Annotated in this window: 25 protein-coding genes; 15 read left to right on the top strand and 10 right to left on the bottom strand. The window is 64.1% G+C overall.

The annotated features are described in order from the left end of the window. Positions 1 to 56 precede the first annotated feature (56 nt). Complete coding sequence (locus tag AT395_RS20900) at positions 57 to 1427, bottom strand: M23 family metallopeptidase (protein WP_042114632.1); 1371 nt, start codon at positions 1425 to 1427, stop codon at positions 57 to 59. 198 nt (positions 1428 to 1625) lie between these two features. Between AT395_RS20900 and tyrS the strand changes: the two genes are divergently transcribed. The 4 genes from tyrS (at position 1626) to AT395_RS20880 (ending at position 4942) form a co-directional block, all read left to right on the top strand. Further along, positions 1626 to 2870 carry a tyrosine--tRNA ligase gene (gene tyrS, locus AT395_RS20895; protein WP_042114633.1) on the top strand — a complete coding sequence of 415 codons (1245 nt, stop codon included), beginning with the start codon at positions 1626 to 1628 and terminating at the stop codon, positions 2868 to 2870. A 40-nt stretch (positions 2871 to 2910) separates the two neighbouring features. After that, complete coding sequence (gene dtd / locus AT395_RS20890; RefSeq protein WP_042114634.1) at positions 2911 to 3378, top strand: D-aminoacyl-tRNA deacylase; 468 nt, start codon at positions 2911 to 2913, stop codon at positions 3376 to 3378. A gap of 165 nt (positions 3379 to 3543) precedes the next feature. Next, complete coding sequence (locus tag AT395_RS20885; protein ID WP_042114635.1) at positions 3544 to 4170, top strand: YbhB/YbcL family Raf kinase inhibitor-like protein; 627 nt, start codon at positions 3544 to 3546, stop codon at positions 4168 to 4170. Positions 4171 to 4225: 55 nt separating this feature from the next. Continuing rightward, positions 4226 to 4942 carry a histidine phosphatase family protein gene (locus AT395_RS20880; RefSeq protein WP_048628725.1) on the top strand — a complete coding sequence of 239 codons (717 nt, stop codon included), beginning with the start codon at positions 4226 to 4228 and terminating at the stop codon, positions 4940 to 4942. Between the two features lie 84 nt (positions 4943 to 5026). Here the strand turns inward: AT395_RS20880 and AT395_RS20875 are convergent, their stop codons facing one another. The 3 genes from AT395_RS20875 to ruvC all read right to left on the bottom strand — a co-directional run bounded on the left by AT395_RS20875 (position 5027) and on the right by ruvC (position 7738). Next, entirely contained in the window at positions 5027 to 6013 is a 987-nt protein-coding gene (locus AT395_RS20875) for an oxygenase MpaB family protein (RefSeq protein ID WP_072632889.1), read from the bottom strand. Positions 6014 to 6045: 32 nt separating this feature from the next. Next, on the bottom strand, positions 6046 to 7116 hold the full coding sequence (gene ruvB, locus AT395_RS20870; RefSeq protein WP_042114638.1) for a Holliday junction branch migration DNA helicase RuvB: 1071 nt from the start codon (positions 7114 to 7116) through the stop codon (positions 6046 to 6048). Between the two features lie 79 nt (positions 7117 to 7195). Beyond that, positions 7196 to 7738 (bottom strand): crossover junction endodeoxyribonuclease RuvC, encoded by a 543-nt coding sequence (ruvC, locus tag AT395_RS20865; RefSeq protein ID WP_048628726.1) that lies wholly within the window; start codon positions 7736 to 7738, stop codon positions 7196 to 7198. 302 nt (positions 7739 to 8040) lie between these two features. Between ruvC and AT395_RS20860 the strand changes: the two genes are divergently transcribed. The 3 genes from AT395_RS20860 (at position 8041) to AT395_RS20850 (ending at position 10274) form a co-directional block, all read left to right on the top strand. Further along, complete coding sequence (locus AT395_RS20860) at positions 8041 to 8457, top strand: CopD family protein (RefSeq protein ID WP_048628727.1); 417 nt, start codon at positions 8041 to 8043, stop codon at positions 8455 to 8457. Positions 8458 to 8576: 119 nt separating this feature from the next. Further along, on the top strand, positions 8577 to 9197 hold the full coding sequence (locus AT395_RS20855) for a 2-hydroxychromene-2-carboxylate isomerase (protein ID WP_042114641.1): 621 nt from the start codon (positions 8577 to 8579) through the stop codon (positions 9195 to 9197). Positions 9198 to 9293: 96 nt separating this feature from the next. Then, on the top strand, positions 9294 to 10274 hold the full coding sequence (locus AT395_RS20850) for an NAD(P)-dependent oxidoreductase (RefSeq protein WP_048628728.1): 981 nt from the start codon (positions 9294 to 9296) through the stop codon (positions 10272 to 10274). 55 nt (positions 10275 to 10329) lie between these two features. On the opposite strand, the gene AT395_RS20845 is transcribed toward AT395_RS20850, so the two are convergent. After that, positions 10330 to 11175 carry an SIS domain-containing protein gene (locus AT395_RS20845; protein WP_042114644.1) on the bottom strand — a complete coding sequence of 282 codons (846 nt, stop codon included), beginning with the start codon at positions 11173 to 11175 and terminating at the stop codon, positions 10330 to 10332. Positions 11176 to 11610: 435 nt separating this feature from the next. On the opposite strand from AT395_RS20845, the gene edd reads away from it, so the two are divergent. From edd to AT395_RS20820, 5 genes are all read left to right on the top strand, one after another. Beyond that, positions 11611 to 13446 (top strand): phosphogluconate dehydratase, encoded by a 1836-nt coding sequence (gene edd, locus AT395_RS20840; RefSeq protein WP_048628729.1) that lies wholly within the window; start codon positions 11611 to 11613, stop codon positions 13444 to 13446. A gap of 36 nt (positions 13447 to 13482) precedes the next feature. After that, positions 13483 to 14109, top strand: a complete 627-nt coding sequence (gene eda, locus AT395_RS20835; protein WP_048628730.1) for a bifunctional 4-hydroxy-2-oxoglutarate aldolase/2-dehydro-3-deoxy-phosphogluconate aldolase — start codon at positions 13483 to 13485, stop codon at positions 14107 to 14109. 112 nt (positions 14110 to 14221) lie between these two features. After that, positions 14222 to 15577 (top strand): GntP family permease, encoded by a 1356-nt coding sequence (locus tag AT395_RS20830; RefSeq protein WP_042114648.1) that lies wholly within the window; start codon positions 14222 to 14224, stop codon positions 15575 to 15577. Between the two features lie 78 nt (positions 15578 to 15655). Continuing rightward, positions 15656 to 16189, top strand: coding sequence for a gluconokinase (locus AT395_RS20825; RefSeq protein ID WP_042114649.1), 534 nt, complete (start codon positions 15656 to 15658; stop codon positions 16187 to 16189). Between the two features lie 49 nt (positions 16190 to 16238). Further along, a complete protein-coding gene (locus AT395_RS20820; protein WP_048628797.1) occupies positions 16239 to 17579 on the top strand; it encodes a THUMP domain-containing class I SAM-dependent RNA methyltransferase in 1341 nt (446 codons plus the stop codon). Positions 17580 to 17658: 79 nt separating this feature from the next. Here AT395_RS20820 and AT395_RS20815 read toward each other — a convergent pair whose 3' ends face one another. The 5 genes from AT395_RS20815 to AT395_RS20795 all read right to left on the bottom strand — a co-directional run bounded on the left by AT395_RS20815 (position 17659) and on the right by AT395_RS20795 (position 22687). Further along, entirely contained in the window at positions 17659 to 18744 is a 1086-nt protein-coding gene (locus AT395_RS20815; protein WP_048628731.1) for a hypothetical protein, read from the bottom strand. Positions 18745 to 18910: 166 nt separating this feature from the next. Continuing rightward, positions 18911 to 19672, bottom strand: coding sequence for a 5'-methylthioadenosine/adenosylhomocysteine nucleosidase (locus AT395_RS20810; protein WP_048628732.1), 762 nt, complete (start codon positions 19670 to 19672; stop codon positions 18911 to 18913). Positions 19673 to 19781: 109 nt separating this feature from the next. Next, positions 19782 to 21224: an NAD(P)(+) transhydrogenase (Re/Si-specific) subunit beta gene (locus AT395_RS20805; RefSeq protein WP_042114655.1), complete on the bottom strand. Its 1443-nt coding sequence runs from the start codon at positions 21222 to 21224 to the stop codon at positions 19782 to 19784. Continuing rightward, positions 21221 to 21541 carry an NAD(P) transhydrogenase subunit alpha part 2 gene (locus AT395_RS20800; protein ID WP_042114658.1) on the bottom strand — a complete coding sequence of 107 codons (321 nt, stop codon included), beginning with the start codon at positions 21539 to 21541 and terminating at the stop codon, positions 21221 to 21223. Before AT395_RS20800 ends, AT395_RS20805 begins: the two co-directional genes overlap by 4 nt. Positions 21542 to 21556: 15 nt before the next feature. Further along, a complete protein-coding gene (locus AT395_RS20795; RefSeq protein ID WP_042114659.1) occupies positions 21557 to 22687 on the bottom strand; it encodes a Re/Si-specific NAD(P)(+) transhydrogenase subunit alpha in 1131 nt (376 codons plus the stop codon). A 424-nt stretch (positions 22688 to 23111) separates the two neighbouring features. Here AT395_RS20795 and AT395_RS20790 point away from each other — a divergent pair, with 424 nt between their 5' ends. The 3 genes from AT395_RS20790 (at position 23112) to AT395_RS20780 (ending at position 26422) form a co-directional block, all read left to right on the top strand. Then, a complete protein-coding gene (locus AT395_RS20790; protein ID WP_042114660.1) occupies positions 23112 to 23588 on the top strand; it encodes an NUDIX hydrolase in 477 nt (158 codons plus the stop codon). Further along, positions 23585 to 24748, top strand: a complete 1164-nt coding sequence (mnmA, locus tag AT395_RS20785) for a tRNA 2-thiouridine(34) synthase MnmA (protein WP_042114661.1) — start codon at positions 23585 to 23587, stop codon at positions 24746 to 24748. Before AT395_RS20790 ends, mnmA begins: the two co-directional genes overlap by 4 nt. A 72-nt stretch (positions 24749 to 24820) precedes the next feature. Beyond that, complete coding sequence (locus AT395_RS20780; RefSeq protein ID WP_042114662.1) at positions 24821 to 26422, top strand: FMN-binding glutamate synthase family protein; 1602 nt, start codon at positions 24821 to 24823, stop codon at positions 26420 to 26422. Positions 26423 to 26635 lie beyond the last annotated feature (213 nt).

The following is a 26635-nucleotide window of genomic DNA, read 5'->3' as shown; positions in this document are numbered from 1 at the left end:
GCAGGGCAGACATGTGCATCACATATCGCGCCGCGCAGCGCGGTTTCCAGCATACCTTAATCGCGCTCGGCGACTTGCACGGTGCGCATCAGGTCGATGCGCTTGAGCAGGTTCTCGGCGTACATGTCGAACACCTTCAGGCGGGCGCCTGTGAGGGGGGCGACGGCCGCCACATCGGTTGAGAACGGGTCGCGCGGAACGCCCTTGTAGCGCAGTTCGTAGTGCAGGTGCGGGCCTGTCGCCCAGCCCGTCTGACCGACGAAGCCGATGACCTGACCCTGCGTGACACGCGTGCCCGGCTTCATGCCCTGACCGAAGCCCGACAGGTGGGCGTAACGTGTCTGATAGTTACCGGCGTGATCGATCTCGACGAGATTGCCGTAACCGTTCTGCTTGCCGACGAACTTGACGACACCGTCGCCCGCTGCGAACACCCGCGTGCCGACCGGGGCTGCCAGATCCACGCCTTCGTGCTTCTTCCACTTGTGCTGGAACGGATGCTCGCGGCCGCCAAATGCCGACGAAATTCGCGAAAACTCGACCGGCGTGCGCAGGAATGCCTGTTTCAGGTTGCGACCGTCGAAACCGTAGTACGCGCCTTCCGGAGCGCCCTGCGGATCGGCGTACCAGATCGCCTGATGTGTCTTGCCCTGATTGATGAACTCGATGGCCAGCACGCGTCCGGTGCGAACCGTACGATCCTGCTGCTTGACCACTTCATAGACCATGCGAAATCGGTCGCCGCGGCGCACGTCGCGCTGGAAGTTGATGACGCCGGAGAAAATGTTCACCATTTGCGCGACGACCGCGTCGGGCACGCCGGCATCGTCCATCGCGGTGAAGAAGTTGCCTGCAATGGCACCGGAGCGCATGGCCCATTCGGTGTCGTTGGCGAGCTGATCCATGCGCGCGCTCAGGCGGCCGGCGTCATTGCGCTCGATCACCAGTTGCTGGGCTGCGGCGTTGCCGGTGGAGAGAACCGTGGAGAGTGAGACCAGCTTGCCGTCGTCGTCCGTTTCCGCCTGCACGACTTGCCCTGCGGGCACACCGATCAGACGCCGGGCGATGGCGTTCTCGCGAATGAAGCGCTCGGCGGCGGGGTCCTGGATCGACAGCCGCGAGAGCATGTCGCCAAGGGTTTCGCCACGTCGCATCGCCACCTGGTGGATGAAGGTCTGGGACTGCGCGTCGAGCTGCTGAATTTGTTTGGCCAGATCCGGGAAGGTGAGCGGCAAGGTCACGCTCGCACCGTTGCGCGCCGCTTCGGGCACCATAGGTGCCACGCCGAAAGCGGTCACCATTCCCAACGTCAGGGCCGAACCGACCGTTGCCACGATTTGCACCTTTCTGCGGCGGTGCTTCGGCTGCGTGGGATCGATCAGGGTCAGCAGTTCACGCGCAAAAAAATCACGGAGTTTGGGCCACATCACGTAAAATTCTGCGCAACTTACGAAAAAAGCCCGGGCGGAGCGACATGCTTCGAGATGCCTGCCGGAATTCCGGGGCAACCCGGCGTCGCTTCGGCCCGAGCCGAGAATTGAGCGGCGATTATAGCAGACGCGCCGCTGCCTCCGCCTTTACTGACTGTTTAAGGGAAACCCTGAGCGAGTCTGGACAACGATGTTATGACAAGTGAACACGCACTCACCTCGGAAAAGAAGTACCCCGTGACCGATGCTGCGCGGGCCGCTCTGGCGATCGCCAAGCGCGGTTGCGACGAGCTTCTCGTGGAAGAGGAGTTCCTGCAAAAGCTGGCGCGCAGCGAAGCGACCGGCAAGCCGCTGCGCATCAAGCTGGGTCTCGACCCGACGGCCCCGGACATCCATATCGGTCATACCGTGGTGCTCAACAAAATGCGCCAGTTGCAGGATCTGGGGCATACGGTCATTTTCCTGATCGGCGATTTCACGTCGCTGATCGGAGACCCGTCGGGCCGCAACAGTACGCGCCCGCCGCTCACGCGCGAGCAGATCGAGTCGAACGCCAGGACCTATTTCGAGCAGGCCGCTCTCGTGCTCGACCGCAGCAAGACGGAAATTCGCTACAACAGCGAATGGTCGATGAAGCTGGGCGCCGACGGCATGATCAAGCTCGCGTCGCGCTACACCATGGCGCGCATGCTCGAGCGTGAGGACTTCACGAAGCGTTTCCAGGGCGGCGTGCCCATCGCCATCCACGAATTCCTCTACCCGCTCATGCAGGGGTACGACTCGGTGGCGCTGGAGTCGGATCTGGAACTGGGCGGTACGGACCAGAAGTTCAACCTGCTGGTGGGCCGCGAGTTGCAAAAGCAGTACGGTCAGGAGCCGCAGTGCATTCTGACGATGCCGTTGCTCGAAGGGCTGGACGGTGTCGAGAAGATGTCGAAGTCCAAGGGCAACTATGTGGGCATCAGCGAGAAGCCGAGCGAAATGTTCGGCAAGCTCATGAGCATCTCCGACGATCTGATGTGGCGCTATTACGAGTTGCTCTCGTTCCGCTCGCTCGAAGCGATCGCCCAACTGCGCAAGGACGTGGAAGGGGGGCGCAATCCGCGCGACGTGAAGGTGCTGCTCGCGCAGGAGATCGTGGCGCGTTTCCACTCGCAGGCCGATGCCGAGCGTGCGCTCGAGGACTTCAACGCGCGTGCCAGGGGCGGCGTGCCGGACGATATTCCGGAAGTCTCCCTCGACGGCGCGCCGCTGGGCATTGCGCAACTGCTCAAACAGGCGGGGCTGGTGCCGTCGACATCGGAGGCCAACCGCAACATCGAACAGGGCGGTGTGCGCATCGACGGCGAGGCTGTGTCCGACAAGGGCGCGAAGATTGATGCCGGTACCTACGTCGTGCAAGTGGGCAAGCGCCGCTTTGCCCGCGTGACGCTCGCCTGAGCGTCGTTGGCCCAGTGCCCTCGCTGACGCGTTTCTCGCGATGATCGCGCTCATCCAACGTGTGCTCGAAGCCGCGGTGACGGTCGATGGCCGTACCGTCGGCGCCATTGGTCCCGGCCTGCTCGCACTGGTGTGCGCGGAGCGTGGCGACACCGAGGCGAGCGCCGACAGGTTGCTCGCCAAGCTACTCGGCTATCGCGTGTTCTCGGACGAGGCGGGCAAGATGAACCGCAGCGTGTCGAGCCTCGACGGTAACGGGGCGGCGGGCGGCCTGCTGCTCGTCTCGCAGTTCACGCTGGCGGCCGACACCAACAGCGGCACGCGTCCGAGTTTCACGCCGGCAGCGAGTCCGGCCGACGGCAAGCGGCTCTTCGATCATTTCGTGACGCAGGCGCGCGCGCGCCATCCCATCGTGGAAACGGGCGAGTTCGGCGCGCACATGCGTGTCTCGCTCGTGAACGACGGGCCGGTCACGTTCTGGCTTCAGACGCGTCCCGACGCGCTCTGACACGCTTTGGCGGCATGGCGCCGGGCGGCGCTGTTCGCGCCGCATGTCTTTCCGTCTTATCCCGAAAATCGCTCGGAATCGTCCTGATGTGCGTGGCCTAGTGCACGCGATTCGCATCGGTGTGATACCGTCGTCGGGTTCCGAAACAATGCTTGGGAGAATGTGATGAAAGTCTGGAGTGACTCGTTTGCCGCAAATTCGGCGATGGATGCACAGTTCGCCTTTGGCAAACCGGATGCGCAGTCGCATGTCGCGCTGTCGCAGAACAAGAATCCCCATCTGGCCTGGTCGGACGTGCCTGCCGGTACGCGTTCGTTTGTCGTGATCTGTACCGACAGCGACGTGCCGAGCCAGGGTGACGATGTCAACAAGGAAGGCCGTGAAGTGCCGGCAGACCTGCCGCGTGTCGACTTCTACCACTGGGTGCTCGTCGATGTGCCGGCATCGGTGTCGGAGATCCCGGCAGCAAGCCACAGCAATCACGTCACGCCGCGCGGCAAGTTCGGCCCCGACGCGCTCGACGGCATGCGCCACGGTGTGAACGACTACACCGCATGGTTTGCGGGCGACGACGCCATGAAGGGCGATTACTACGGCTACGATGGCCCGTGCCCGCCGTGGAACGACACGATCGTGCATCACTACCACTTCACCGTGTACGCGCTCGACATCGCCCGCGTACCGCTCGAGGGCCGCTTCGGTGGCGACGACGTGCTCGCTGCGATCAAGCCGCATGTGCTGGGCAGTGCCAGCGTGACCGGCACTTATACGCTCAATCCGAAGGCTGCCTGACGGCGCCCGCCGGCTACTCATTTCCTCTGGACTCGCGCAAGACGCACTCGCATCGATGACCGGTACGACCACCACCCTCACTTTGATTCGCCACGGCGAGACCGACTGGAACCGCGTCAAACGGATTCAGGGACACACGGACATTGCACTCTCGACCGAGGGCGAGCGTCAGGCGGTCTTGCTGGGGGAGCGCATCGCGCGCGAGGTCGCGGCGCATGGCCGGGTATTCGATCAAGTGCTCACGAGCGATTTGCAGCGTGCGGTGCAGACGGCCGCGCCTGTTGCGCACGCCTGCGGCTTGCCGCTCGTGCGCACGGCGAGCCTGCGGGAGCGGCACTACGGGATTTTCGAGACCCTTGTGCCCGACGAGATTCAGGTGGCATTTGCGCAGGACTATTCGCGGTGGCAGAGCCGCGATCCGGATTTCGTGATTCCCGGTGGCGAGTCGATGCGGGGCTTCTATACCCGCATTACGGATTTCGTGGCACAACTGCTGCGCGACCACGCGGGCCAGCATCTGGCGCTCGTGGCGCACGGTGGGGTGCTCGACTGCTGCTATCGGTTGGCGACGGGACTGGCACTCTCCGAACCGCGCGCCTATCCGCTGCTCAATGCGAGCGTGAACCGTCTGGCTTATGACGGTGCGCGTTGGCATGTGCTGAGCTGGGGAGATGTCACGCATCTGGACGACGCGGTGCGTGATGAAAGCAACGATAAGCTCGGGGGTGTTTCCGCCTCGGCCACGGATCGCGTCGATCCCCGCGTGGTATAGGCGTTGGCTTGTGCGCCGCGCTGCTGCGCGTGGCGGCGTAGTGACGACGTGACAACGGTGCGCCAATCCGCTGGCGTCTTTTCTTCAGCGCTCCAGCGATGGTTGCACGACAGTGACATCGGGGCTTGCCAGCGCGCGACGCCGCGCCCGGTGGGCCACACTGTTGCGCATGGACCAGCGCGCGACCTGCGCCATGTGACGCACGGCAGGACGTAACGTGAGGCGGCGCATCATCGACTGCGCGTCGAAACCGAGCATCGCCTGCGACCAGTCCGGCAACAGATCGATTCCCGCCCGGAACAACAATCCACTGAACATGCGCGCACCCGCAAACGGGGCAGGCAGATTGCGCAACACGCGCACGACTTCCTCGGTGCGCTCGCTCGCACATAACGCGGGGCGCATTGCAGCAAGATACTCGTCGATCTGCGACACACTCATCGGCACATCGCGTGCGCCCAGGGCCACGGCGATACGGGAGACTTCCGCGTAGTAGCGGTCCTGCTCAGTGCGCGCGAACGCCGGATTCTTGTAGACGAGATAGCTGCGCAGAAAGCTCGACGTCTCGGCCACATGAACCCACGTCAGCAGGTCGGGGTCGTAAGCCGCATAGGGACGGCCATCGGGCGCAGTGCCCTTGACCTGCAAATGGATTCGTCGCACACGTTCGAGCAGCGCTTCGGCATCGGCGGTGTTGCCGAACGTTGTGCCGCCAATGAACGTTGCCGTGCGGCGCAAGCGGCCGATCACGTCCTGCCGGAAGGTCGAATGATCCCAGACACCGGCCATCGCGAGCGGATGCAGCGATTGCAGTAATAACGCGCTGATGCCGCCGATCATCATCGAAGTGAAGTCGCCGTGGACATGCCAGCAAGCGGCATCGGGGCCGAACAGGCCGGGATCGCCGGCCGGGGTATCGTAGTTCAGACGCGGCGCGCCGGGGCCTGAGGTCAGGCTCACCAGCCGCATGGCGATGGCATGCCTCACATGTCCCGACACACCTGTCACCGGTCCGGCGGGCCGCAGAGGCGTTGCCGGAGGTGGCGTCGGAAGATCGTCGTGCGAGGACATACGCGTCGGTCAGTGTGACGTAACAGCGGCCATCACTTGCCGGTAACGTCCGGCGACCAGAGCGAGCCGCTCTCGGGCGCGTGGCCAGGGGCGGTCAGGCCGAAGTGACGGAATGCGGCGAGCGTTGCAACGCGCCCGCGCGGCGTGCGTTGCAGGAAGCCTTGCTGGATCAGGAATGGCTCGATCACGTCTTCGATGGTGTCGCGCTCTTCGCCGATGGCGGCGGCGAGATTGTCTACCCCCACAGGGCCGCCGTCGAACTTGTGCAGCACCGCTTCGAGGAGTTTGCGGTCCATCACGTCGAAGCCAACGGGGTCGACGTCGAGCATCAGCAACGCGGCGTCGGCCACGGCGGCAGTAATGCGCCCGTCGGCCTTTACTTCGGCGAAATCGCGCACGCGCCGCAGCAAGCGGTTGGCGATACGCGGCGTGCCGCGCGCGCGGCGTGCGATCTCGAAGGCGCCGTCGTCGGCAATGACTGCGCCGAGCAGGCCGGCCGAACGGCGCACGATACCCGCCAGTTCCTCAGCCGAATAGAACTCCAGACGCGCCACGATCCCGAAGCGGTCTCGCAACGGATTCGTCAGCATGCCGGCGCGCGTGGTGGCGCCGACCAGCGTGAACGGTTGCAGATCGAGCTTGACGCTGCGCGCTGCCGGACCTTCGCCGATCATGATGTCGATCTGATAGTCCTCGAGCGCGGGATACAGAATTTCCTCGACGACCGGCGAGAGCCGATGGATTTCGTCGATGAACAGCACGTCGTTGGCTTCGAGATTGGTCAGCAGCGCGGCCAGGTCGCCCGGACGTTCGAGCACGGGGCCCGACGTCTGGCGCAGATGCACGCCCATTTCACGGGCGATGATGTGGGCGAGCGTCGTCTTGCCCAGACCTGGCGGGCCGAACAGCAGCACATGGTCGAGCGGTTCCGAGCGCTTGCGGGCCGCCTCGATGAAAATCTCCAACTGCTCGCGTACCTTGCGCTGTCCGACGTATTCGTCGAGCAGCTTGGGGCGCAGCGCGCGCTCGAAGGCTTCTTCGTTGGGCGAGACCGGGGTGGGCGCGATGATGCGCTCGGCGGCGAGTTTGTCGGTTTCGATCATGGCTGCATTGTAGCGCTTCGGACGTCGCTTGCCGGGGCTGGGCGACGGGATTTCACGCGATGCCCGGCGACCGCGGCGTTCAGCCGATCAGGCGTCCGCGCCGCACGCGCAGACCCTTGGCCGCAAGGGTGGGAGAGACGTCGGCCAGCGCCGCGTAGGTTTCGCCGCTGTGCGCGTGGCAGATGGCCACGCCCAACGCATCGGACGCATCTTTGCCCGGTGTCCCCGTGAGTGTGAGCAGGCGCGTGACCATCTCCTGCACCTGTTCCTTGCGGGCGCGTCCGTAGCCCACGACCGCTTGCTTGAGCTGCATCGGGGTGTATTCGAAGACTTCGAGCCCGCCGACCGACAGCGCGGTAATTGCCGCGCCGCGCGCTTGTCCCAGCAGCAGCGTGGATTGCGGGTTGACGTTGACGAATACCTTTTCGATGGCGGCCTGATCGGGGCGATAGGTGTCGACCAGTTCCGCCACGCTCTCGAAGATGATGCGCAGCCGCGCGGGCAGCGTGCCTTCGCCGGTGCGGATAACGCCGCTGGTCACATACTGCAAACGGCTGCCGTGCTTTTCGAGCACGCCAAAGCCGGTGACGCGCAGCCCGGGGTCGATGCCAAGAATTCTCATGCGGGGGCCAATAATGATCGGCGAACGGACCGATGCGGGCAAGGAAGCCAATATGGCCCGTATTCTGGCACAGCCGGGCAGGCGCGTCGCCGAAGTCGCGTTTCGTGGGCCGAGACGTGCGGGTGTTGGGCGGTCGGGCGCCGCGTCGCAATGCGCCGTGAGCGCGCCAGCCCGGTCGCGTCGATATGCCGCAGGCTCCGTGCCCGAAGGGCCGCGGTGTTGTGCATCGCGACAGGGCGGATTGTTGTACATTGCTTGCTGGTCAAAATAACCGACGGCTCGCGTGCGGGCCGCAGTCTCCGATGCTCTGGATCAAAGCGCTTCACATCGTTTTCGTCGCCTCGTGGTTCGCCGGTCTGTTCTATCTGCCGCGCATCTTCGTGAACCTCGCGATGGAGAGCGACGCCGCCGCCACGCAACGTTTGCTGCTCATGGCGCGCAAGCTGTATCGCTTCATGACGATTCTCGCCGTGCCCGCGCTCGCTTTCGGATTGATCCTCTGGCTGTATTACGGGTTCGGACGTCACAGTGGCTGGTTGCACGCCAAGCTGCTGATCGTGGTGTTGCTGCTGGGCTATCACCATGCGTGCGGCCGCCTGCTGCGCAAGTTCGAGACGGGGCGCAACACGCATTCGCATCGCTGGTATCGTTATTTCAACGAATTCCCGGTGCTCGGACTGCTGGGTGCAGTGATTCTCGTGGTCGTCAAGCCGTTCTGACGCGCGCCGTGCGTCGCGTCGTTCCGCACGTGGTCACCCGTGTTACCGTCGCCACCCTTGTTACGCAATACAAGCGCCATGCATAAGCGCTAACCGTCGATAGCCGAGAGGAGTCTGCCGTGAGTCTGACCTGCGATTATTATGTGGCGCCGCCGTCGCCCTTTGTGTACATGGGGCACGCGCGCTTTGTCGAGTTGGCGCGTCGCTACGACGTGCAGATTCAGTTGAAGCCCATGGATCTGGGGCGAATCTTTGCGGGCTCGGGCGGACTGCCGCTGGCCAAGCGCACACCGCAGCGTCAGGCGTATCGTCTGGTCGAACTGGCGCGGTGGTCGAAGTACCTCGGCATACCGCTCAACCTGCAACCGAAGTTCTTTCCGGTGGCGGGCGATCCGGCAGCGCGATTGATCGTTGCCACGCAACTCGCACACGGCACGGACAAGGCGCTCGATTTGTTGGCGGCGATCTCTAAAGCGCTCTGGGTCGAGGAGCGCAACATCGCCGACGACGCTACGTTGCAGGCGATTGCCGACGGTCTTTCGCTCGACGGCAAGTCGCTGCTCGCGGCCTCGAACGGCGCGAGCGTGCAGGCGGCCTACGACGCCAATACTGACGACGCCGCGAATGCGGGCGCGTTCGGCGCGCCCTGGTACGTCTTCGAGGGCCAGCCCTACTGGGGCCAGGATCGTCTCGACTTTCTCGAACGGGCTTTTGCCGAAGCGCACGGCGCAAAGCGCTGAGCCGGCAAACCTGTCGTTCCGATTGCCCCGATTATTTCGATCACTTAGACCGCTGCCCGCGGGGGCTGGCAGCGGCAACCCCCAGGAGTGCGCAGGATGAGTCGTCCGGAAGTGGTGTTGTACAAGGGCGTGCCGCCAGACGTGCGGGCACGGTTGGCCGAGCATTTCACGCTCACGGAATTCAATGGCGTGAACGACGGCAACCGGGCGGATTTTGCGGCGGCGCTCAGTCGTGCCGATGGCGCCATCGGGGTCGGTGTGAACGTGACGCCCGCGTTGCTCGACGCAGCGCCGAAGCTCAAGGCATGGGCCACGATCTCGGTGGGCTACGATCAATTCGATGTGCCCGATCTCACGCGTCGCGGCGTGGTGCTGATGAATACGCCGGACGTGCTGACGGAGACCACGGCGGATACCGTTTTTTCGTTGATTCTGGCGAGCGCCCGGCGCGTGGTCGAACTCGCCGAACTGGTGAAGGCGGGCGGCTGGAAGTCGAGCCTCGGTGAGGAATACTTCGGTACCGACGTGCAAGGCAAAACGCTGGGGATCGTCGGCATGGGCCGTATCGGCGGGGCCGTCGCGCGCCGTGCGGCGTTGGGTTTCGGCATGAAAGTGCTGTACAGCAACCGCTCGCGTAATGAGGCGGCAGAGCAGGCATACGGTGCCGAATACCGTTCGTTGCCCGAACTTCTGGCGCAAGCCGATTTCGTGGTGACACTCGTGCCGCTGTCGCCCGCCACCGAACGGTTGATCGGGGCGAACGAATTTGCGCAGATGAAACGCGGCGCGATCTTCATCAACGCGGCGCGCGGCATGGTGATCGACGAAGCGGCGCTGATCGAGGCGTTGGCGTCGGGTCATCTTCGTGGGGCCGGTCTCGACGTGTTCGAGCGCGAACCGGTGCCGGTCGATTCGCCGTTACTGAAGATGAAGAATGTGGTGGCCTTGCCGCACATTGGTTCGGCCACGCACGAGACGCGTCACGCGATGGCCTCGTGTGCGGCGGACAACCTGATCGCCGCGCTGACCGGCAAGCCGTTGCAAAACGCGGTGAATCCGCAGGCGCAGCAGGGCTGACGGCGCATTGCGGCGGCGAAGTATGCCGCAGCAATGCTGATTCCCGCCGCTATCTCTATCGTCCTTCGTCAGTTGTTCTGCGACGATTGATGACTTCCTTCGCGCGTGCGAGTTGGGCGGGCAGGCGATCGCCCAGGCGTAGCGCCATGCCCACGGCGAGCACGTCGCCAATGGCCAGATGTGCAATGCGCGAGGTCAGCGGCGAGTAGACGTCGGTGTCTTCGTCGACGTCGGCAAAGAGCGCCACGCTGGCGAGGCGCGACAGCGGCGAGTTGCTGTGCGTGATCGCAATCACGCTTGCGCCTGCCGAGCGCGCCAGTTGCGCGGCTTCGAGCAGATCCTGTGTGCGCCCGGTGTTGGAGAGGGCCACCACCACATCGCCCTCCTGCAGCAATGCGGCCGACATGCCGTAGACGTGGGGATCGTTGTACGCCACGGCTGGCACACCGAGCCGGAAGAACTTGTGCTGCATGTCGAGTGCTGCAATCCCCGACGCCCCCGCACCGTAGAACTCAATGCGCCGAGCGCCTGCGAGCAGGTCGATGGCATGCCCGATGCTGTCCGGCGACAGGTTGTTGCGAACCTGCATCAGGCTGCCGATGGTGCGGTCGAGTACCTTGCTGGCGATGCCGGGGACCGGCTCGTCGGGCCGCACATCGCGGTGCACGAAAGGAACCCCTTGCGCAATGCCTTGCGCAAGGCGGATCTTGAATTCGCGGTAGCCGCTGCATCCGACTGCCTGACAGAACCGCGCGATGGTGGGTTGACTGACGTTGGCGCGCTCGGCGAGTTCGTTCATCGACAGATCGACGACTTCGCGCGGCGCCTCCAGCACATAGGCCGCGAGCTTGCGCTCGGACGGGCGCAATTGGGTCAGTGTGGCTTCGATTCGGTTGAGCATGGCAGGCAGACACCCACAAAAGCAGAGGCGCGTAGCGAACATCGCCACGCGCCGTTCCCCTATTCCTTTATCTCCCACTCGCCGTGATCTCGCATGCCCGGTGAAACGAGCTTGCGCGGGGTCGGGGTGGGTCAGGCGCCCACTATAGCACCCGCAAGCCGAAGCGCCGCAGCGTAGCGGCTGGGCTGTGGGCGCGCTTAAACGGGGGGTGCCGAGGACGTTGCCAATGGTGGGAATGTACAAAAACTACAAAAAATCCAGATTTCACATTATGGATATTCATTTCTCAATACGACAATATCTCGCGTAACTCATGGAAAAGAATAAGTAAAACCCCGGATGCCGATGGCTTTTGATTGATGGGATGTAGAATTTCTACTAAACTCCGCTCCCAATCGCACCTGCCCTGGGTGCGTCGCAATCCAGTTCCCCGGCATGACGTCAGAGCAAACGAAGCCCCTGCACCCGACCGTAATGGCAGTCACAGCGCGCATTGCCGCGCGCAGCCGCGACACGCGATCGGCCTATTTGGCCCGCATCGACGCGAGCGCCGGCCGCTTCCCGCAACGTGGCGCGTTGTCTTGCGCCAATCTGGCACATGGCTTCGCCGCCATGCCGGTCAACGACAAGCTCATTCTGCGCGAGCAGCGTCGTCCGAACGTAGGCATTGTCACGGCCTACAACGACATGCTCTCGGCGCACCAGCCCTATGAGCAGTACCCGGCGCGTCTGCGCGAAGCGGCGCGGCGGCTGGGTGCGACGGCGCAGGTCGCCGGCGGTGTGCCGGCCATGTGCGACGGCGTGACCCAAGGCAATGCGGGCATGGAACTGTCGTTGTTCTCGCGCGAGATCATCGCGATGAGTACGGCAGTGGCGCTCTCGCACAACATGTTCGACGCCGCGCTGATGCTCGGCGTGTGCGACAAGATCGTGCCGGGCCTCGTGATCGGCGCGTTGCAGTTCGGCCATCTGCCGACGATTTTCGTGCCGGCCGGCCCGATGGCGAGCGGTCTGTCGAACGACGAAAAGGCCAAGATCCGGCAGTTGTACGCAACCGGCAAGGTCGGCCGAGACGCGCTGCTCGAATCGGAATCGCAGGCCTATCACAGCGCCGGCACCTGCACCTTCTACGGCACGGCCAACAGCAACCAGCTCCTGATGGAAATCATGGGGCTGCACCTGCCGGGCGCGGCGTTCGTGCACCCGCAACTGCCGTTGCGCGACGCATTGACCGACGCCGCCCTCGCACGCGTGCTGGCGATTGGCGCGGACACCCCCGACTACACCCCGATCGGCCATGTGGTCGACGAGCGCGCTGTTGTGAACGGCATCGTCGGCCTGCTGGCCACGGGCGGCTCCACCAATCACACGCTGCACCTCGTGGCAATGGCCCGTGCGGCCGGCATCGTCATCGACTGGGACGACTTCGACGCGTTGTCCGCCATCGTGCCGCTCATGGCGCGTGTGTACCCGAACGGCAAGGCCGACGTGAATCACTTTCACGCGGCGGGCGGCATGGGCTTCCTGATTGGGGAATTGCTCGACGCGGGTCTGTTGCACGGCGATGTGAAGACGGTGGCCGGCCCGGGTCTCGCGCGTTACCGCGAGGAGCCGTGGCTCTCGCCCGAAGGGCTGGCGTGGCGCACCGGCAGCGCCTACAGTGGTGATCGTGACGTCTTGCGCGGCCATGCCGAGCCGTTTGCCCCCGATGGCGGGTTGCGGCTCATGCACGGCAATCTGGGGCGTGGCGTCATCAAGGTGTCGGCGGTCAAGCCGGAACATCGGCGCGTGGCTGCAACGGCACGCGTATTTACTTCGCAGGAAGCGGTTCAGGCCGCGTTCGATGCCGGCGAGCTGCATCGCGACGTGGTCGTGGTGCTGCGTGGTCAGGGGCCGCGCGCGAATGGTATGCCCGAGCTGCATCGCCTCACACCGCTGCTCGGTGTCTTGCAGGACGAAGGGTTTGCCGTGGCACTGGTAACCGACGGCCGCATGTCTGGCGCATCGGGCAAGGTGCCCGCCGTGATTCATGTGTCGCCCGAAGCGGCCGGTGGCGGCCCGATCGCCCGAGTGCGCGACGGCGACCTGATCGTGCTCGACGCAAACGCCGGCATGTTGCACGCCGAGGTGGCGCCGCAGGCATGGGCAGCGCGCGAGATCGCGCAGGTGCCGGTCTCGGGCGACGACACCGGGCGTGTGCTCTTCGGTCACATGCGTGCGGCAGTCGGCGCGGCGGAAACCGGCGCTTCCGTGTTCTTCGGTACTGAGTGACGTGCAGTTCGCGTCACGGCATTCAAGGAAAAAGTAATGGACATCAATGACATCGTTCGTGCCGGCCCCGTGGTTCCGGTGCTCCAGTTCGACAGCGTCGAGCAGGGCGAGCAAGTCTCGCGCGCACTGCTCGCGGGCGGCGTGCGGGTACTCGAAATCACGCTTCGCACGCCGGCGGCAATGGACGTCATTCGCCATGTGGCAGGACTGTCCGACGAACTGATCGTTGGCGTGGGCACGCTCACGCGTCCGGAGGAAATGGCGCAGGCCGTGGCTGCCGGCGCGCGTTTCGGTGTCTCGCCGGGTTACACGCCCGCGCTGGGCGCGGCGGCGAAGGCGGCCGGTCTGCCGCTGCTGCCGGGCGTTGTCACGCCGTCCGACATTCTGGCCGCGCTCGCCGATGGCTACGAGACCGTGAAGTTCTTCCCGGCCGAGCCCTCGGGGGGCGTACCCATGCTCAAGGCCCTGTATGGCCCGTTCCGTCAGGTGCGTTTCTGTCCGACGGGCGGCATCAGCGCGGAGTCGGCACCGTTGTACCTCGCACAACCGAACGTGGTGTGCGTGGGCGGCTCGTGGTTGACCCCCAAGGCACTCGTCGACGCCGCCGACTGGGAGGGCATCACGCGACTGGCACGCGCCGCAACGGCATTGCCGCGCGGTTGAGTGCGAGGTGGCAGGACGGCAAGGTAACGCCGGCATTACCCATAACAGGATTTCAATAATCGGGCGCAAGCCTATCGGGCATCCGCCCATCTAGCCAAACGAGGAGACCCCCATGGTCGCGGTGCAAGGCAACTTGCTGCTGGTGTACGCGCTTGTCGCGGTAATCGCGTTGATCGTGCTGATCGCGCGTTTCAAACTGAATCCGTTCATCACGCTGATCGTCGTCTCGCTCGTGCTCGGGCTGGCGGTGGGCATGCCCATGGGCGGTATCGTCAAGGCTTTCGAGACGGGCGTGGGCAACACGCTGGGGCATATTGCGCTGGTGGTGGGGCTTGGCACGATGCTCGGCAAGATGATGGCCGAGTCCGGAGGCGCGGAGCGTATTGCGCGCACGCTCATCGGCTTCTTCGGCGAGAAGAACGTGCACTGGGCGATGGTCGTGATCGCGTTCATCGTCGGTCTGCCGGTGTTCTTCGAAGTCGGCTTCGTGCTGCTGATTCCGATTGCCTTTAACGTTGCCAAGCGTACCGGTACGTCGATGGTGCTCGTGGGTATTCCGATGGTCGCGGGGCTGTCGGTCGTGCACGGCCTGATTCCACCGCACCCGGCCGCTCTGCTGGCCGTAACGGCCTACAACGCAGATATCGGCCACACCATCATGTACGCGCTGATCGTGGGCATTCCGACAGCCGCGATTGCCGGCCCGCTCTTCGCGAAGCTGATGTCGCGTTACGTGGTGCCGAACCCGGACAATCCCTTGCTCGCGCAGTTTGTCGAAAAAGACCGCGCCCTGAACGAGCTGCCGGGCTTCGGCATCACGCTGTTCACGATTCTGCTGCCGGTGATTCTGATGCTTATCGGTAGCTGGGCCGACCTGTTCTTCGCGCCCAAGACGTTCGCCAACGATTTCCTGCGCCTCATCGGCAACTCGGTGATGGCGCTGCTCATTGCCACGCTTGTGAGCTTTTTCACCTTTGGCAAGCAGCGCGGCTTCAACCGCGAGCAGATTCTGAAGTTCACCAACGAGTGCCTGGCGCCGATCGCCACGATCACTCTGGTGGTGGGCGCGGGCGGCGGGTTCGGGCGTATTCTGATGGACAGCGGCGTGTCGAAGGCGATCGTCGACGTGGCCACGCACGCCAACCTCTCGCCGCTGTTGCTGGGTTGGCTGGTGGCGGTGCTGATCCGTATCGCGACGGGCTCGGCCACGGTGGCGATGACCACGGCCTGCGGTATCGTCGCCCCGATTGCGGCGGCGGCGGGCGCCACGGTCAAACCCGAGCTGATGGTGCTGGCCACCGGCGCGGGGTCGCTGATCCTGTCGCATGTGAACGACGGCGGCTTCTGGCTGGTCAAGGAGTACTTCAACATGACCGTGCCGCAGACCTTCAAGACCTGGACGGTTTGCGAGACGATTATTTCGGTAGTGGCGTTGCTGCTCACGCTCGGCCTTGCGGCAGTGGTCTGAGGTCGCGATGTGCGAAGTGCAACGCCGGCAATACGCCGGCGCAAGCCGGCAGGTTGGTAAGTGATAAGGAGGCGAGCCATGATCGTCGTGGTAATGGGCGTATCGGGCAGCGGCAAGAGCACGGTCGGGCAGCAACTTGCCGACCGTCTGGGCTGCGGGTTTTCCGACGCGGATTCGTTTCACAGTGCCGCGAACATCGAAAAGATGCGTCGCGGCGAGGCGCTCAACGATAACGACCGCGCACCGTGGCTTGCCGCGATTCGTGAAGCGATCGTTGCGCGCCGGTTGGCGGGGCGTCATCACGTGTTCGCCTGTTCGGCGTTGCGCTCGCGTTATCGCGACGTGCTGGGCGAGCACGACGGCGACGTGGTGTTTGTCTACCTGAAAGGCGCCCCCGAGGTGATCGGCGAGCGCCTGGCGTCGCGCTCGGGGCATTTCTTCGACCCGGCGCTGCTGCAAAGCCAGTTCGATACGCTAGAAGAACCGCACGACGCGCTGGTGATCGACATTCGCGAGTCGCCCGATGCTATCGTCGAGACGCTGCTGCACAAGCTCGCCGCCTGCCCTGGCGGCGCACCGCTGACGTCGGCCGGGCCGGCGCGCGTACAATAGCGGTTTATTCCCTCCGCCGGCACTTCGCGTGCCGGTCGTACGCATCGAAATGGCTTCCTTCGAATTCTTCGCGCCCTGTCCTCGCGGACTGGAAGAGGCGCTTGCCGCCGAACTGGCAGAGCTGGGGCGTCTGGCGCCGGTATCGGTCGGCAAACAGGTGCCGGGTGGCGTGCATTTCGCCGGTCCGTGGGCGGCCGGCATGGCCGCCAACCTGTATTCGCGCATCGCGAGCCGTGTGCTGCTGCGCGTGGCCCAGCAGGCGTACCGCACCGAGCAGGACATCTACGACTTCGCCTTGCGTCAACGCTGGGAGGAGTGGTTCGGCTACCAACAGACCTTGCGTGTGGATGTCACCGGTATCAAGGCGCCGGTGCGCAGCCTCGAGTTCGTCACGCTGCGTATCAAGGACGCCGTGTGCGATCGCTTGCGCGAGAAGACCGGCGCACGGCCGAACATCGATACGACGGAACCCGACGTTCGCGTGTTCGCCTTCCTGACGGCGACCGACGCCACGCTGTATCTCGACACTTCCGGCGAAGCGCTGTTCAAGCGCGGGTGGCGTCTGGACAAAGGGGCGGCGCCGCTACGCGAGAATCTGGCCGCAGGCATTCTGCGTCTGGCAGGCTGGCGCACCGATACGGCGGCCGACATGGTGCTGTACGACCCGATGTGCGGCAGTGGCACCTTCCTCGCGGAAGCTGCCCAGATCGCACTGGGTGTGCCTGCGGGGGCCGGACGCCGTTTCGGTTTCGAAAAGCTCAAGGGCTACGACATTACGGCATGGCAAGCGCTGAAGGTGCCGGCGGCAGAAGCGCAACGCGACGCGCGTGTGCGCGGTGTACCGTCGACCATCTTCGGCAGCGATATTTCGGGCGACATGCTGGTCAAGGCGCGCGCCAATCTGGAGCGCGCGGGCGTGGGCGACATCGGCCTCAAGCAGGTCGATGCACGGGACATGTCGCCGCCGGTGGACCGGCCGGGGATCATCATCGCGAACCCGCCGTACGGGGAGCGTATCGAGGTGCGAGGCCGCCGTGCTCCGCGTGATGGCCGCGATGGCCGTGACGGGCGCGATGACGACGAGCGTTATTCGCCCGACGTGCAAGGCAACCGCGGCGGGTTCCAGCGTAATCAGCCGGACGGGGTGGACGCCGAGTTCTTCCGTGCCTTTGGCGACGCGCTCAAGCAACGCTTCACTGGCTGGAGCGCGTACCTGCTGACGGCCGACATGAGCTTGCCGGGGCAGATGCGCCTGCGCGAATCGCGCCGCACGCCGCTATACAACGGCGCGCTCGAATGCCGCTTGTTCCGATTCGACCTCATTGCCGGTTCGGTGCGCAAGCGCGGCGAGAGCGAAGGCAAGGGCGAAGGCAGCGCACCGCAAGCGTAAGCGAGTCATACCCGATGGGATGCAAAAGACCGGCGATTGCCGGTCTTTTGCTTTCTGCACGCTGCCCTTTCGGGAGCGGCTATCGACCTTCGTCGGGAGATGTCGTGCCGGTTCCCTGCGATGGCGCGTCCGATGGCGGCGCCGGTGCGCCCCGTGCCGCCTGTTGCCGCGAAGCCGATGCCGCACGGCGCTCGCGCAACTCGCTCGGTGTCATGGCCGCTTGTGCCGGATTGCCTGTCAGGTTGTCGGGGTCAGAGAGATCGCTGTCGTAGTCGGGGCCGGTGCGCGCGGGTCGACCGGGAAGGTCGAGGCAACCGACCGGCGTGACGTTCCTGAGCCAACGCTCGGTCTCGCAAGTCACAGGGTGGTGGGACACGATATCGTCGAGGAACCTCGCGCCTCGCGGGTCCGGATAGATCTCCCAGAGGCCGTTTCTCACTTCCCAGTGGGGCCAGATTTGCTCGTGCGTGCGGTAGTGCGTGTGAGCCAATGCCTGATAGGCGCTGCGGCAGGCGTCGCGCACGCAGTCATCGTCAGGCCGATCCGTGATCGCCATATCGAGCAGCCCTTTGAGGCTGCCCATGTCGCTCGTCGACGCGCTGTAGAAGTACACCCATTTGTTGGTGACATCGAACGACCACGGCACGGCGACGTCGTGTCCGAAGGCCTGCAAGATGCGTAACGTGAGAACGTCGTCGGCCACATGCACGGCCTCGTTTCGCTCCAGCACGGAGCGTGCCCATGCGTTGAGATTCGGCGTCAACACGAGCCGCTCGAAGATCGTCCATTCCATTGGGCGCGCGAGCAGTCGTTGCAGGAGGTCGAGCGCAATGCCGTCTGGCAGGCCGGTGTTACGTAGCAAGTCCACCGTTACCTCATGGTTCTCCAACACCGCAAGCTGACGCAGTGCCTGCCGCTGTTGTGCGCCGCGCGCCGGATCGCCGATCGGTGTTTTGCCGATGTAGCGCTCGATTTCGCGTCCGAACACGCTGTCAGGATGCGTGGCGGCGAGGGCGACCGCAGCTTTCGTCGGATTGCATTTGGGATTGAGCGCGCGGATCTGAACCACGTCGCTCCAATTGAGCGATCGATAGGTCGGCTCGAGTGCCGCCGTATTCAGCGGAGACGCCGCGCTTGGCCCGACGTGACAGGTTCCAACGTTCATCGACAATTTTTCCTTCAGACAAGGGCAGAGGGGCCATTGTCGGGAAGGAAGCCGTTGCGCGATGTCGAGATCGCACGGCGGAATTGTCGAAACGGGGCGAGTGATGCGCACACACCGTGGTCCGGCGTGGATGCCTTGATGCACCGCGGAGGGTGCGCTCGCCTGCTTACGCCGCTTTTGCCGTCAGGAAGCGGTGGAGAATGCCGTGCGAGTAGCGGCTGGCCACTTCACGCAGGAAGCGCGCGAAGTCGACGTGGGCGGCATCGTCGGCGGCATCGGAGAGTGTGCGCATGACCGCGAACGGGATGCCGTACTCATGACACACCTGTGCCACGGCCGCGCCTTCCATCTCCACGGCGAGTGCCTCGGGCAGCGCATTGCGAAGACGGTCGACTTCCTGCGCGCTGGAGACGAAACGGTCGCCACTCGCAATTTGGCCGACGTGCACACGCGGCGTACCCGTTTGCCATTCGTCGCGCCATGTGGACGACACCTGTGCCGCCATCTCGTCGGTGAGCCAGTCGCGCGCCGCTTGTACGAGTGCGTCGCGCAGGGCGGGTGCGGTGCCGAAGGTGGCGCAGCCGAGCAGCGGGATTTCGTAGCGGGGGAAGAGGGGGCTGGCGTCCATGTCGTGTTGCACGAGCGTGTCTGCGATCACCACGTCGCCGACCGACAGTCCATGCGCAAGACCGCCTGCCAGACCGGTGAAGACGATTTCATCGACGTCGAACCGGTGAATCAATGCGGTGGTCGTGGCCGCCGCTGCGACTTTGCCGATGCGGGCCAGCACGATGACGCAATCGTGTCCGTGCAGTTTTCCCACATGGTAGTCGCGCATGCCAATGGACTCGACCCGGGCCCCGGGGGCCATTTCGGCGAGCAGATCGGCGATTTCTTCATGCAGGGCAGCGACGATACCGAGCGTCATGACGCAATTCCAGCGGGCAACGAGAAGCGCGCATTGTAGCGCGGGGCTGCACCCTGACGTGCTCAACAGCCCCGCGTTTGCCTGTGGCGCCCGCGCGCCGGCTTACGACTTAGTCGACAGCCTTGACCATCTCTTCGACGACCTTCTTCGCGTCGCCGAACACCATCATCGTCTTGTCCAGATAGAACAATTCGTTATCCAGCCCGGCGTAGCCTGCGGCCATCGAACGCTTGTTGACGATGATCGTCTTGGCCTTGTAAGCCTCGAGAATCGGCATGCCGGCAATCGGCGATTGCGGATCGTTCTTCGCAGCCGGGTTCACCACGTCGTTCGCGCCGAGTACCAGCACCACGTCCGTCTGACCGAATTCGCCGTTGATCTCGTCCATCTCCAGCACCTGGTCGTACGGCACTTCCGCCTCGGCGAGCAACACGTTCATGTGACCCGGCATACGACCCGCCACCGGGTGAATCGCGTAACGGACATTCACGCCCTTCTCCGAGAGTTTGTCGGTCAGTTCCTTGAGCGCATGCTGCGCACGGGCCACGGCCAGACCGTAACCCGGCACGATCACGAGCGACTCGGCGTTGCTCATGAGGAACGCTGCGTCGTCCGGCGAGCCGGACTTGACCGGACGTTGCTGCTGTTCGCCGCCTGCCGCACTGGCCCCGGGAGTTGCGCCGAAACCGCCGAGAATCACGTTGAAGAACGAGCGATTCATGGCTTTACACATGATGTACGACAGAATCGCGCCCGACGAGCCGACCAGCGAGCCCGCAATGATGAGCATCGGGTTGTTCAGCGAGAAGCCGATACCTGCGGCGGCCCAGCCGGAGTACGAGTTCAGCATCGACACGACGACCGGCATGTCTGCGCCGCCGATCGGAATGATGATGAGCACACCGAGTACGAAGGCAATGGCCGTCATCAGAATGAACGGCAGCCAGCTTTGCGACAGGAAGAAGATGACGCCGAAGCCGAGCATCGCGATGGCGAGCAGCAGGTTGATCGTGTGCTGCCCCGTGAACTGGACCGGCGCGCCCTGGAACAGGCGGAATTTGTATTTGCCCGAGAGCTTGCCGAACGCAATGACAGACCCCGAGAACGTGATCGCGCCAACGAACGTACCGATGAACAACTCGATGCGGTTGCCCGGCGGCAGGACCGTTTCCCCGGCAGGCACGATACCGAACGCAGCAGGTTCCGCCACGGCGGCGACCGCGATACACACGGCGGCCAGACCGATCAGCGAGTGCATGGCGGCCACCAGTTCCGGCATCTTCGTCATCTCGACCTTGCGGGCCACGAACGCACCCACGCCGCCACCGACCACGAGGCCCGCCAGAATCAGACCGAGCCCGGCGTAGCCGCCCCCCATCAGACGGCGCAGTTCGTAGATCAGCGCAAGCGTGGTGAGGGCTGCAATGGCCATCCCGATCATGCCGAACGCGTTGCCGCGCCGCGCCATTTTCGGATTCGACAGCCCCTTGAGCGCCTGAATGAAACAGATCGACGCGACCAGATACAGCAGCGTGACGAGATTCATGCTCATTGCTTGTCCCCTTCAGCCTTTGCCGGCTTGTCTTTTTTCTTGAACATCTCGAGCATGCGCTGGGTGACGAGGAAGCCCCCGAACACGTTCACGGCGGCGAGCGCCACCGCGATCACACCCATTGTCTTGCCGAGGCTGCCCTCGGTCAGACCGGCAGCAAGCATCGCGCCCACGATCACAATGGCCGAAATCGCATTCGTCACCGCCATGAGCGGCGTATGCAATGCCGGTGTAACGTTCCACACCACGTGATAACCGACGTACACCGCCAGCACGAAGATGATCAGATTGATCACCGTGTGATTGATCATTTCCATTTGCGTCCCCCTCCCTTATGCCGCACGCAGCACTTCACCGTCGCGGCACATCAGGCACGCGGCAACGATGTCGTCGTTGGTATCGATCACGAGCTTGCCTTCCTTGTCGATCACCAGCTTCAGGAAGTCGAGCACGTTGCGTGCATACAGCGCCGAGGCGTCTGCCGCGACCATGCCGGCGAGGTTGGTGTACCCCGCAATCGTCACGCCGTGGACTTTAACGACCTCGTCGGCCACCGACAGCGGGCAGTTGCCGCCGCCGTTCGCGCCGCGTCCGGCCGCCAGATCGATGATGACCGAGCCGGGCTTCATCGCCTTGACGGTGTCCTCGGCGATCAGCGTGGGCGCGGCACGGCCCGGGATCAGCGCGGTGGAAATCACGATGTCCGCCTGTGTGAGACGGGTGTGCACCAGTTGCGCCTGGCGCGCGAGCCACGCAGCGGGCATCGGGCGCGCATAACCGCCCACGCCCTTGGCGATCTCGCGTTCTTCGTCGGTCTCGAAGGGCACGTCGATGAACTTGGCGCCAAGCGATTCGATCTGCTCGCGCACGGCCGGGCGCACGTCCGACGCCTCGATCACCGCGCCCAGACGCTTGGCCGTGGCAATGGCCTGCAAGCCTGCCACGCCAGCGCCCAGCACGACCAGACGCGCAGCCTTGACCGTGCCGGCCGCGGTCATGAGCATGGGCATGAAGCGTTGGTAAAGGTTGGCGGCGAGCATCACGGCCTTGTAGCCGGCGATGTTGGCCTGCGAGGACAGCACGTCCATGCTTTGCGCCCGCGTGGTACGCGGGGCGGCTTCCAAAGCGAAGGCCGTGACGCCGGCGGCCGCCATGCGGGCGTTGTTCTCGGCATCGAACGGGTTGAGCATGCCGACGACCACGCTGCCGCGTGGAATTTGCGCCAATTCATCCGGCGAGGGCGCCCGTACCTTGAGCACGAGTTCCGCGCCTAGCGCGTCGGCGGCGCTGCCCAGCGTGGCGCCGGCAGCTTCAAAGGCAGTGTCGGGAACACTGGCGGCGTCTCCTGCACCGCGTCCGATAACGACCTGATGTCCCGACGCGACCAGCTTTTTCACCGTCTCGGGCGTAGCCGCGACACGGGATTCGCCAGCAAGCGTCTCGGCGGGGATGCCGATTCTCATTGCGTCTCTCCTTGGGTTTGTGAACTGATCTCATCAGCGGCCATGAACCGTGGGCCAAGGAGCCGCAACATATGCGCTGCCGGGGCAGGCGCGTTACCTGTTTCGCCGCTGATGACATTAGTCCTGCACAAACCACTGCATACGAACTACTGCACAAACCGGTGATGCGGTACTGCTACTGCGTGCTGCACATTGCTGGTGCTCGAAGCTTACCCGAAGATTACAAACCCGCCTATTGCGCGAAACGTCATATGGATATGCAAATGTGCGCGCTTGACGGGCGCCTGAGCCAACCGACCGGTCGGTTGTGTCTGCGGTCCGTTCTCAGCGCCAAACACCGCCAGACGGTAAAATGTCGGTTTTATCGGGGTAACGTGCCGGCGTATCACTGTGCGCCGGGTCCCGCGTCCCGCAAGGATGTGTCATGAATGCACGCTGGAAGCCCAACGTGACGGTTGCGGCGGTCGTCGAACGCGACGGTCGTTTTCTGTTTGTCGAGGAGCAAAAGCGTGCGGGTCTGTTGATCAATCAACCGGCTGGCCATCTGGAACCGGGCGAGTCGATCCTCGACGCGGTGCGTCGCGAGGTCCTCGAAGAAACGGCGCATCCGTTCGAGCCGCAGCATCTGCTGGGCATCTATCTGGCCCCCGGCCCGGATGACATCGCCTATTTGCGCTTCGCCTTCACCGGCACGCTGGGTGCGTTCGATGCGTCGCGCACGCTCGACGACGGCATTGTCGGCACGCTCTGGCTCACGCCGGACGAAGTGCGCGCGCAGCGCGCGCGGCACCGCTCTCCGATTCTCGAGCGATGCATGGACGATTACCTGCGGGGGGTACGTTACGACCTCGCGATACTTCAGACCCATCCGGCCGTGACCGGCGGGCAAGGCAATACATGAGTCAAAAACGCGTAGTGGTAGGCATGTCGGGCGGCGTGGATTCGTCGGTCACGGCGTGGCTGCTCAAACAACAGGGCTACGACGTCGTCGGTCTGTTCATGAAGAACTGGGAAGACGATGACGACAGCGAATACTGTTCGACCCGGCAGGACTGGATCGACGTGGTGTCGGTCGCCGATCTGATCGGCATCGACGTGGAAGCCGTGAACTTCGCCGCCGAGTACAAGGACCGCGTGTTCGCGGAATTCCTGCGCGAGTATTCGGCTGGCCGTACCCCGAATCCGGACGTGCTATGCAACGCCGAGATCAAGTTCAAGGCCTTTTTGGACCACGCGGTGGCGCTGGGCGGCGACACCATTGCGACCGGCCATTACGCTCGTGTGCGTGAACGCGACGGGCGTTTCGAGCTGCTCAAGGCGTTCGACCATACGAAGGATCAGAGCTACTTCCTGCATCGGCTGAACCAGAAACAACTCTCGCGCACGATGTTCCCGCTCGGCGAAATGCCGAAGACGAAGGTCCGCGAGATCGCCGCGCAGATCGGCCTGCCCAATGCGAAGAAGAAAGATTCGACGGGGATCTGCTTCATCGGCGAGCGTCCGTTCCGCGACTTCCTCAACCGTTACCTGCCGACCCAACCGGGCCCGATGAAGACACCGGACGGCACCGTGGTGGGCGAGCACGTCGGTCTGGCGTTCTACACGCTCGGACAACGCAAGGGCATTGGCCTGGGCGGCAGCCGCGAGGGCTCCGGCGAGCCATGGTTCGTAGCGCGCAAGGACGTGGCAAGCAATACGTTATATGTCGTTCAAGGGCATGACCATCCGTGGCTGCTCTCGGGCACGCTCAACGCCGAAGACCTCTCCTGGGTCGCGGGCGAGCCGCCGGCCGAAGGCACGCGTTGTGGTGCCAAGACCCGCTATCGCCAGGCCGACGCCGCATGCGAAGTCGTGCGGGCCGACGCGGGGACGCTCACGCTTTCGTTCGCCGAGTCGCAGTGGGCTGTCACGCCGGGTCAGTCGGCCGTGCTGTACGACGGCGAGATCTGTCTGGGCGGCGGCATCATCGCGTCGGCAACGCCGGTCGAGCCTGCCGAGCCGGACCGACTCGATACGCCGGCCGCGTCGGCTGCCAAACACACCATCCTCAATACGCACTGAAGCCGCCGGCGCTTGCCGGGGAAACACCCGGCAGCGTGACCGGCGAGTGTCCCCCCAAAGCAAGGAGGTTTCATGTTTTCGCGCCGATTCCTGGCTCTCTGGCTCGTGATTGCGTTGCTCGTGGCAACGCTCGCGCTGGTGCTCTTCGCCGGCTGGCATCCGCTCTGGCCGCTGCCGTTCGCAGCGTTGTTCGTTCTCGGGGTGTGGGACGTCCTCCAGCAGCGCCACGCCGTGCTGCGCAATTACCCGTTGTGGGGGCATTTCCGGTTTCTGTTCGAATTCATCCGGCCGGAGATTCGCCAGTACTTCGTGGAAGACGACACGGCCGAGACGCCGTTCTCGCGTGCCCAACGCAGCATCGTCTACCAGCGAGCCAAGGGCGATGTCGACAGTCGGCCGTTCGGTACCGAGGTCGACGTCAAGGCGACGGGCTACGAATGGATCGCCCATTCGCTCGCCCCGACCGTCCTGAAGGATCACGACTTCCGCATCACTATCGGTGCAGATCGTGCACAGCCCTATTCGGCGTCGATCTTCAACATTTCCGCGATGAGCTTCGGCGCACTTTCGGCCAACGCGATTCGCGCGCTCAATCGCGGGGCGAAGCTCGGCAACTTCATTCACGACACCGGCGAAGGTTCGATCTCACCGCATCACCGCGAGCAGGGGGGCGATCTGATCTGGGAGGTGGCCTCGGGCTACTTCGGCTGCCGCAACGACGACGGTACGTTCAACGCCGAGAAGTTCGCCGCGCAGGCGACGACACCTCAGGTAAAGATGATCGAGGTGAAGCTCTCGCAAGGCGCGAAGCCGGGGCACGGCGGTGTGCTGCCGGCTGCGAAGATCACACCGGAGATTTCTGCCACGCGCGGCGTGCCGATGGGCCAGGATTGCATCTCGCCGTCGCGCCATAGCGAGTTCTCGACACCACTCGGCCTGTTGCAGTTCGTCGATCGTCTGCGTACGCTCTCGGGCGGCAAGCCCACCGGGTTCAAGCTGTGCATCGGCCATCCATGGGAATTCTTCGGCATTGTGAAAGCGATGCTCGAAAGCGGTATCCTGCCCGACTTCATCGTCGTCGATGGGTCGGAAGGCGGCACTGGCGCCGCACCGCTGGAGTTCACCGATCATGTCGGCGCACCGTTGCAGGAAGGACTGCTGCTCGTACATAACACGCTCGTGGGTGCCGGTTTGCGCGACAAGATCCGCATTGGCGCGTCGGGCAAGATCGTCACCGCGTTCGATATCGCACGCACGCTCGCCATCGGTGCCGATTGGTGTAACTCGGCACGCGGCTTCATGTTCGCCATCGGCTGTATTCAGTCGCAGAAGTGCCACACCGACCGCTGCCCGACGGGCGTGGCGACGCAGGATACGTTGCGTCAGCGTGCACTCGTGGTACCGGACAAGGCGCAACGCGTGCAGCAGTTCCACTCGCATACGTTGCACGCGCTGCAAGAACTGATTCAGGCGGCGGGCCTGTCGCATCCGTCGGAGTTGCGCGCCCATCACATCGTCAAGCGTGTGTCGTCCAACGAAATCCGTCTCATGTCGGAGTCGCTGAAGTATCTCGAGCCGGGCGATCTGCTGCGCGGGCAGTTCCGCTACCAGCTCTACGAGAAATACTGGCCGATCGCGCGCGCGGACAGTTTTGCTGCGGCACTTGCTGCTTGAACAAACCACGGCAGCTCCTGCCGCGCTTCGTCAACGAAAGCCCGACGCGATGTTGCGCCGGGTTTTTTTACGCTTCTCGACAGCCGTCTTCCCAAAAACGATAAGTCCGGTGTCCGATGGCTCACATTAAGGTGTCCACCGGATGATGCTCGCGCGCGTACTCGCCTATGGTGTGACCTTCGACTTTGTCATCCCGCCGACGAATTATCGTCA

Source organism: Pandoraea apista, from assembly GCF_001465595.2.
GTDB classification, from domain to species: Bacteria; Pseudomonadota; Gammaproteobacteria; order Burkholderiales; family Burkholderiaceae; genus Pandoraea; species Pandoraea apista.
The sequence above is the reverse complement of the archived record's forward strand: the minus strand, read 5'-3'. Positions and strand labels throughout refer to the sequence as shown.

Coding starts and splice junctions, on each gene's coding strand:
- AT395_RS20875 (WP_072632889.1), bottom strand. CDS start 6,013: ATGTCCTCGCACGACGATCTTCCGACGCCACCTCCGGCAACGCCTCTG.
- AT395_RS20805 (WP_042114655.1), bottom strand. CDS start 21,224: ATGAGCATGAATCTCGTCACGCTGCTGTATCTGGTCGCGTCGATCTGT.
- eda (WP_048628730.1), top strand. CDS start 13,483: ATGGACATCAATGACATCGTTCGTGCCGGCCCCGTGGTTCCGGTGCTC.
- edd (WP_048628729.1), top strand. CDS start 11,611: ATGACGTCAGAGCAAACGAAGCCCCTGCACCCGACCGTAATGGCAGTC.
- AT395_RS20845 (WP_042114644.1), bottom strand. CDS start 11,175: ATGCTCAACCGAATCGAAGCCACACTGACCCAATTGCGCCCGTCCGAG.
- AT395_RS20820 (WP_048628797.1), top strand. CDS start 16,239: ATGGCTTCCTTCGAATTCTTCGCGCCCTGTCCTCGCGGACTGGAAGAG.
- AT395_RS20900 (WP_042114632.1), bottom strand. CDS start 1,427: ATGTGGCCCAAACTCCGTGATTTTTTTGCGCGTGAACTGCTGACCCTG.
- dtd (WP_042114634.1), top strand. CDS start 2,911: ATGATCGCGCTCATCCAACGTGTGCTCGAAGCCGCGGTGACGGTCGAT.
- AT395_RS20850 (WP_048628728.1), top strand. CDS start 9,294: ATGAGTCGTCCGGAAGTGGTGTTGTACAAGGGCGTGCCGCCAGACGTG.
- AT395_RS20810 (WP_048628732.1), bottom strand. CDS start 19,672: ATGACGCTCGGTATCGTCGCTGCCCTGCATGAAGAAATCGCCGATCTG.
- AT395_RS20780 (WP_042114662.1), top strand. CDS start 24,821: ATGTTTTCGCGCCGATTCCTGGCTCTCTGGCTCGTGATTGCGTTGCTC.
- AT395_RS20800 (WP_042114658.1), bottom strand. CDS start 21,541: ATGGAAATGATCAATCACACGGTGATCAATCTGATCATCTTCGTGCTG.
- AT395_RS20815 (WP_048628731.1), bottom strand. CDS start 18,744: ATGAACGTTGGAACCTGTCACGTCGGGCCAAGCGCGGCGTCTCCGCTG.
- AT395_RS20795 (WP_042114659.1), bottom strand. CDS start 22,687: ATGAGAATCGGCATCCCCGCCGAGACGCTTGCTGGCGAATCCCGTGTC.
- AT395_RS20880 (WP_048628725.1), top strand. CDS start 4,226: ATGACCGGTACGACCACCACCCTCACTTTGATTCGCCACGGCGAGACC.
- ruvB (WP_042114638.1), bottom strand. CDS start 7,116: ATGATCGAAACCGACAAACTCGCCGCCGAGCGCATCATCGCGCCCACC.
- tyrS (WP_042114633.1), top strand. CDS start 1,626: ATGACAAGTGAACACGCACTCACCTCGGAAAAGAAGTACCCCGTGACC.
- AT395_RS20825 (WP_042114649.1), top strand. CDS start 15,656: ATGATCGTCGTGGTAATGGGCGTATCGGGCAGCGGCAAGAGCACGGTC.
- AT395_RS20790 (WP_042114660.1), top strand. CDS start 23,112: ATGAATGCACGCTGGAAGCCCAACGTGACGGTTGCGGCGGTCGTCGAA.
- mnmA (WP_042114661.1), top strand. CDS start 23,585: ATGAGTCAAAAACGCGTAGTGGTAGGCATGTCGGGCGGCGTGGATTCG.
- AT395_RS20830 (WP_042114648.1), top strand. CDS start 14,222: ATGGTCGCGGTGCAAGGCAACTTGCTGCTGGTGTACGCGCTTGTCGCG.
- AT395_RS20860 (WP_048628727.1), top strand. CDS start 8,041: ATGCTCTGGATCAAAGCGCTTCACATCGTTTTCGTCGCCTCGTGGTTC.
- ruvC (WP_048628726.1), bottom strand. CDS start 7,738: ATGAGAATTCTTGGCATCGACCCCGGGCTGCGCGTCACCGGCTTTGGC.
- AT395_RS20885 (WP_042114635.1), top strand. CDS start 3,544: ATGAAAGTCTGGAGTGACTCGTTTGCCGCAAATTCGGCGATGGATGCA.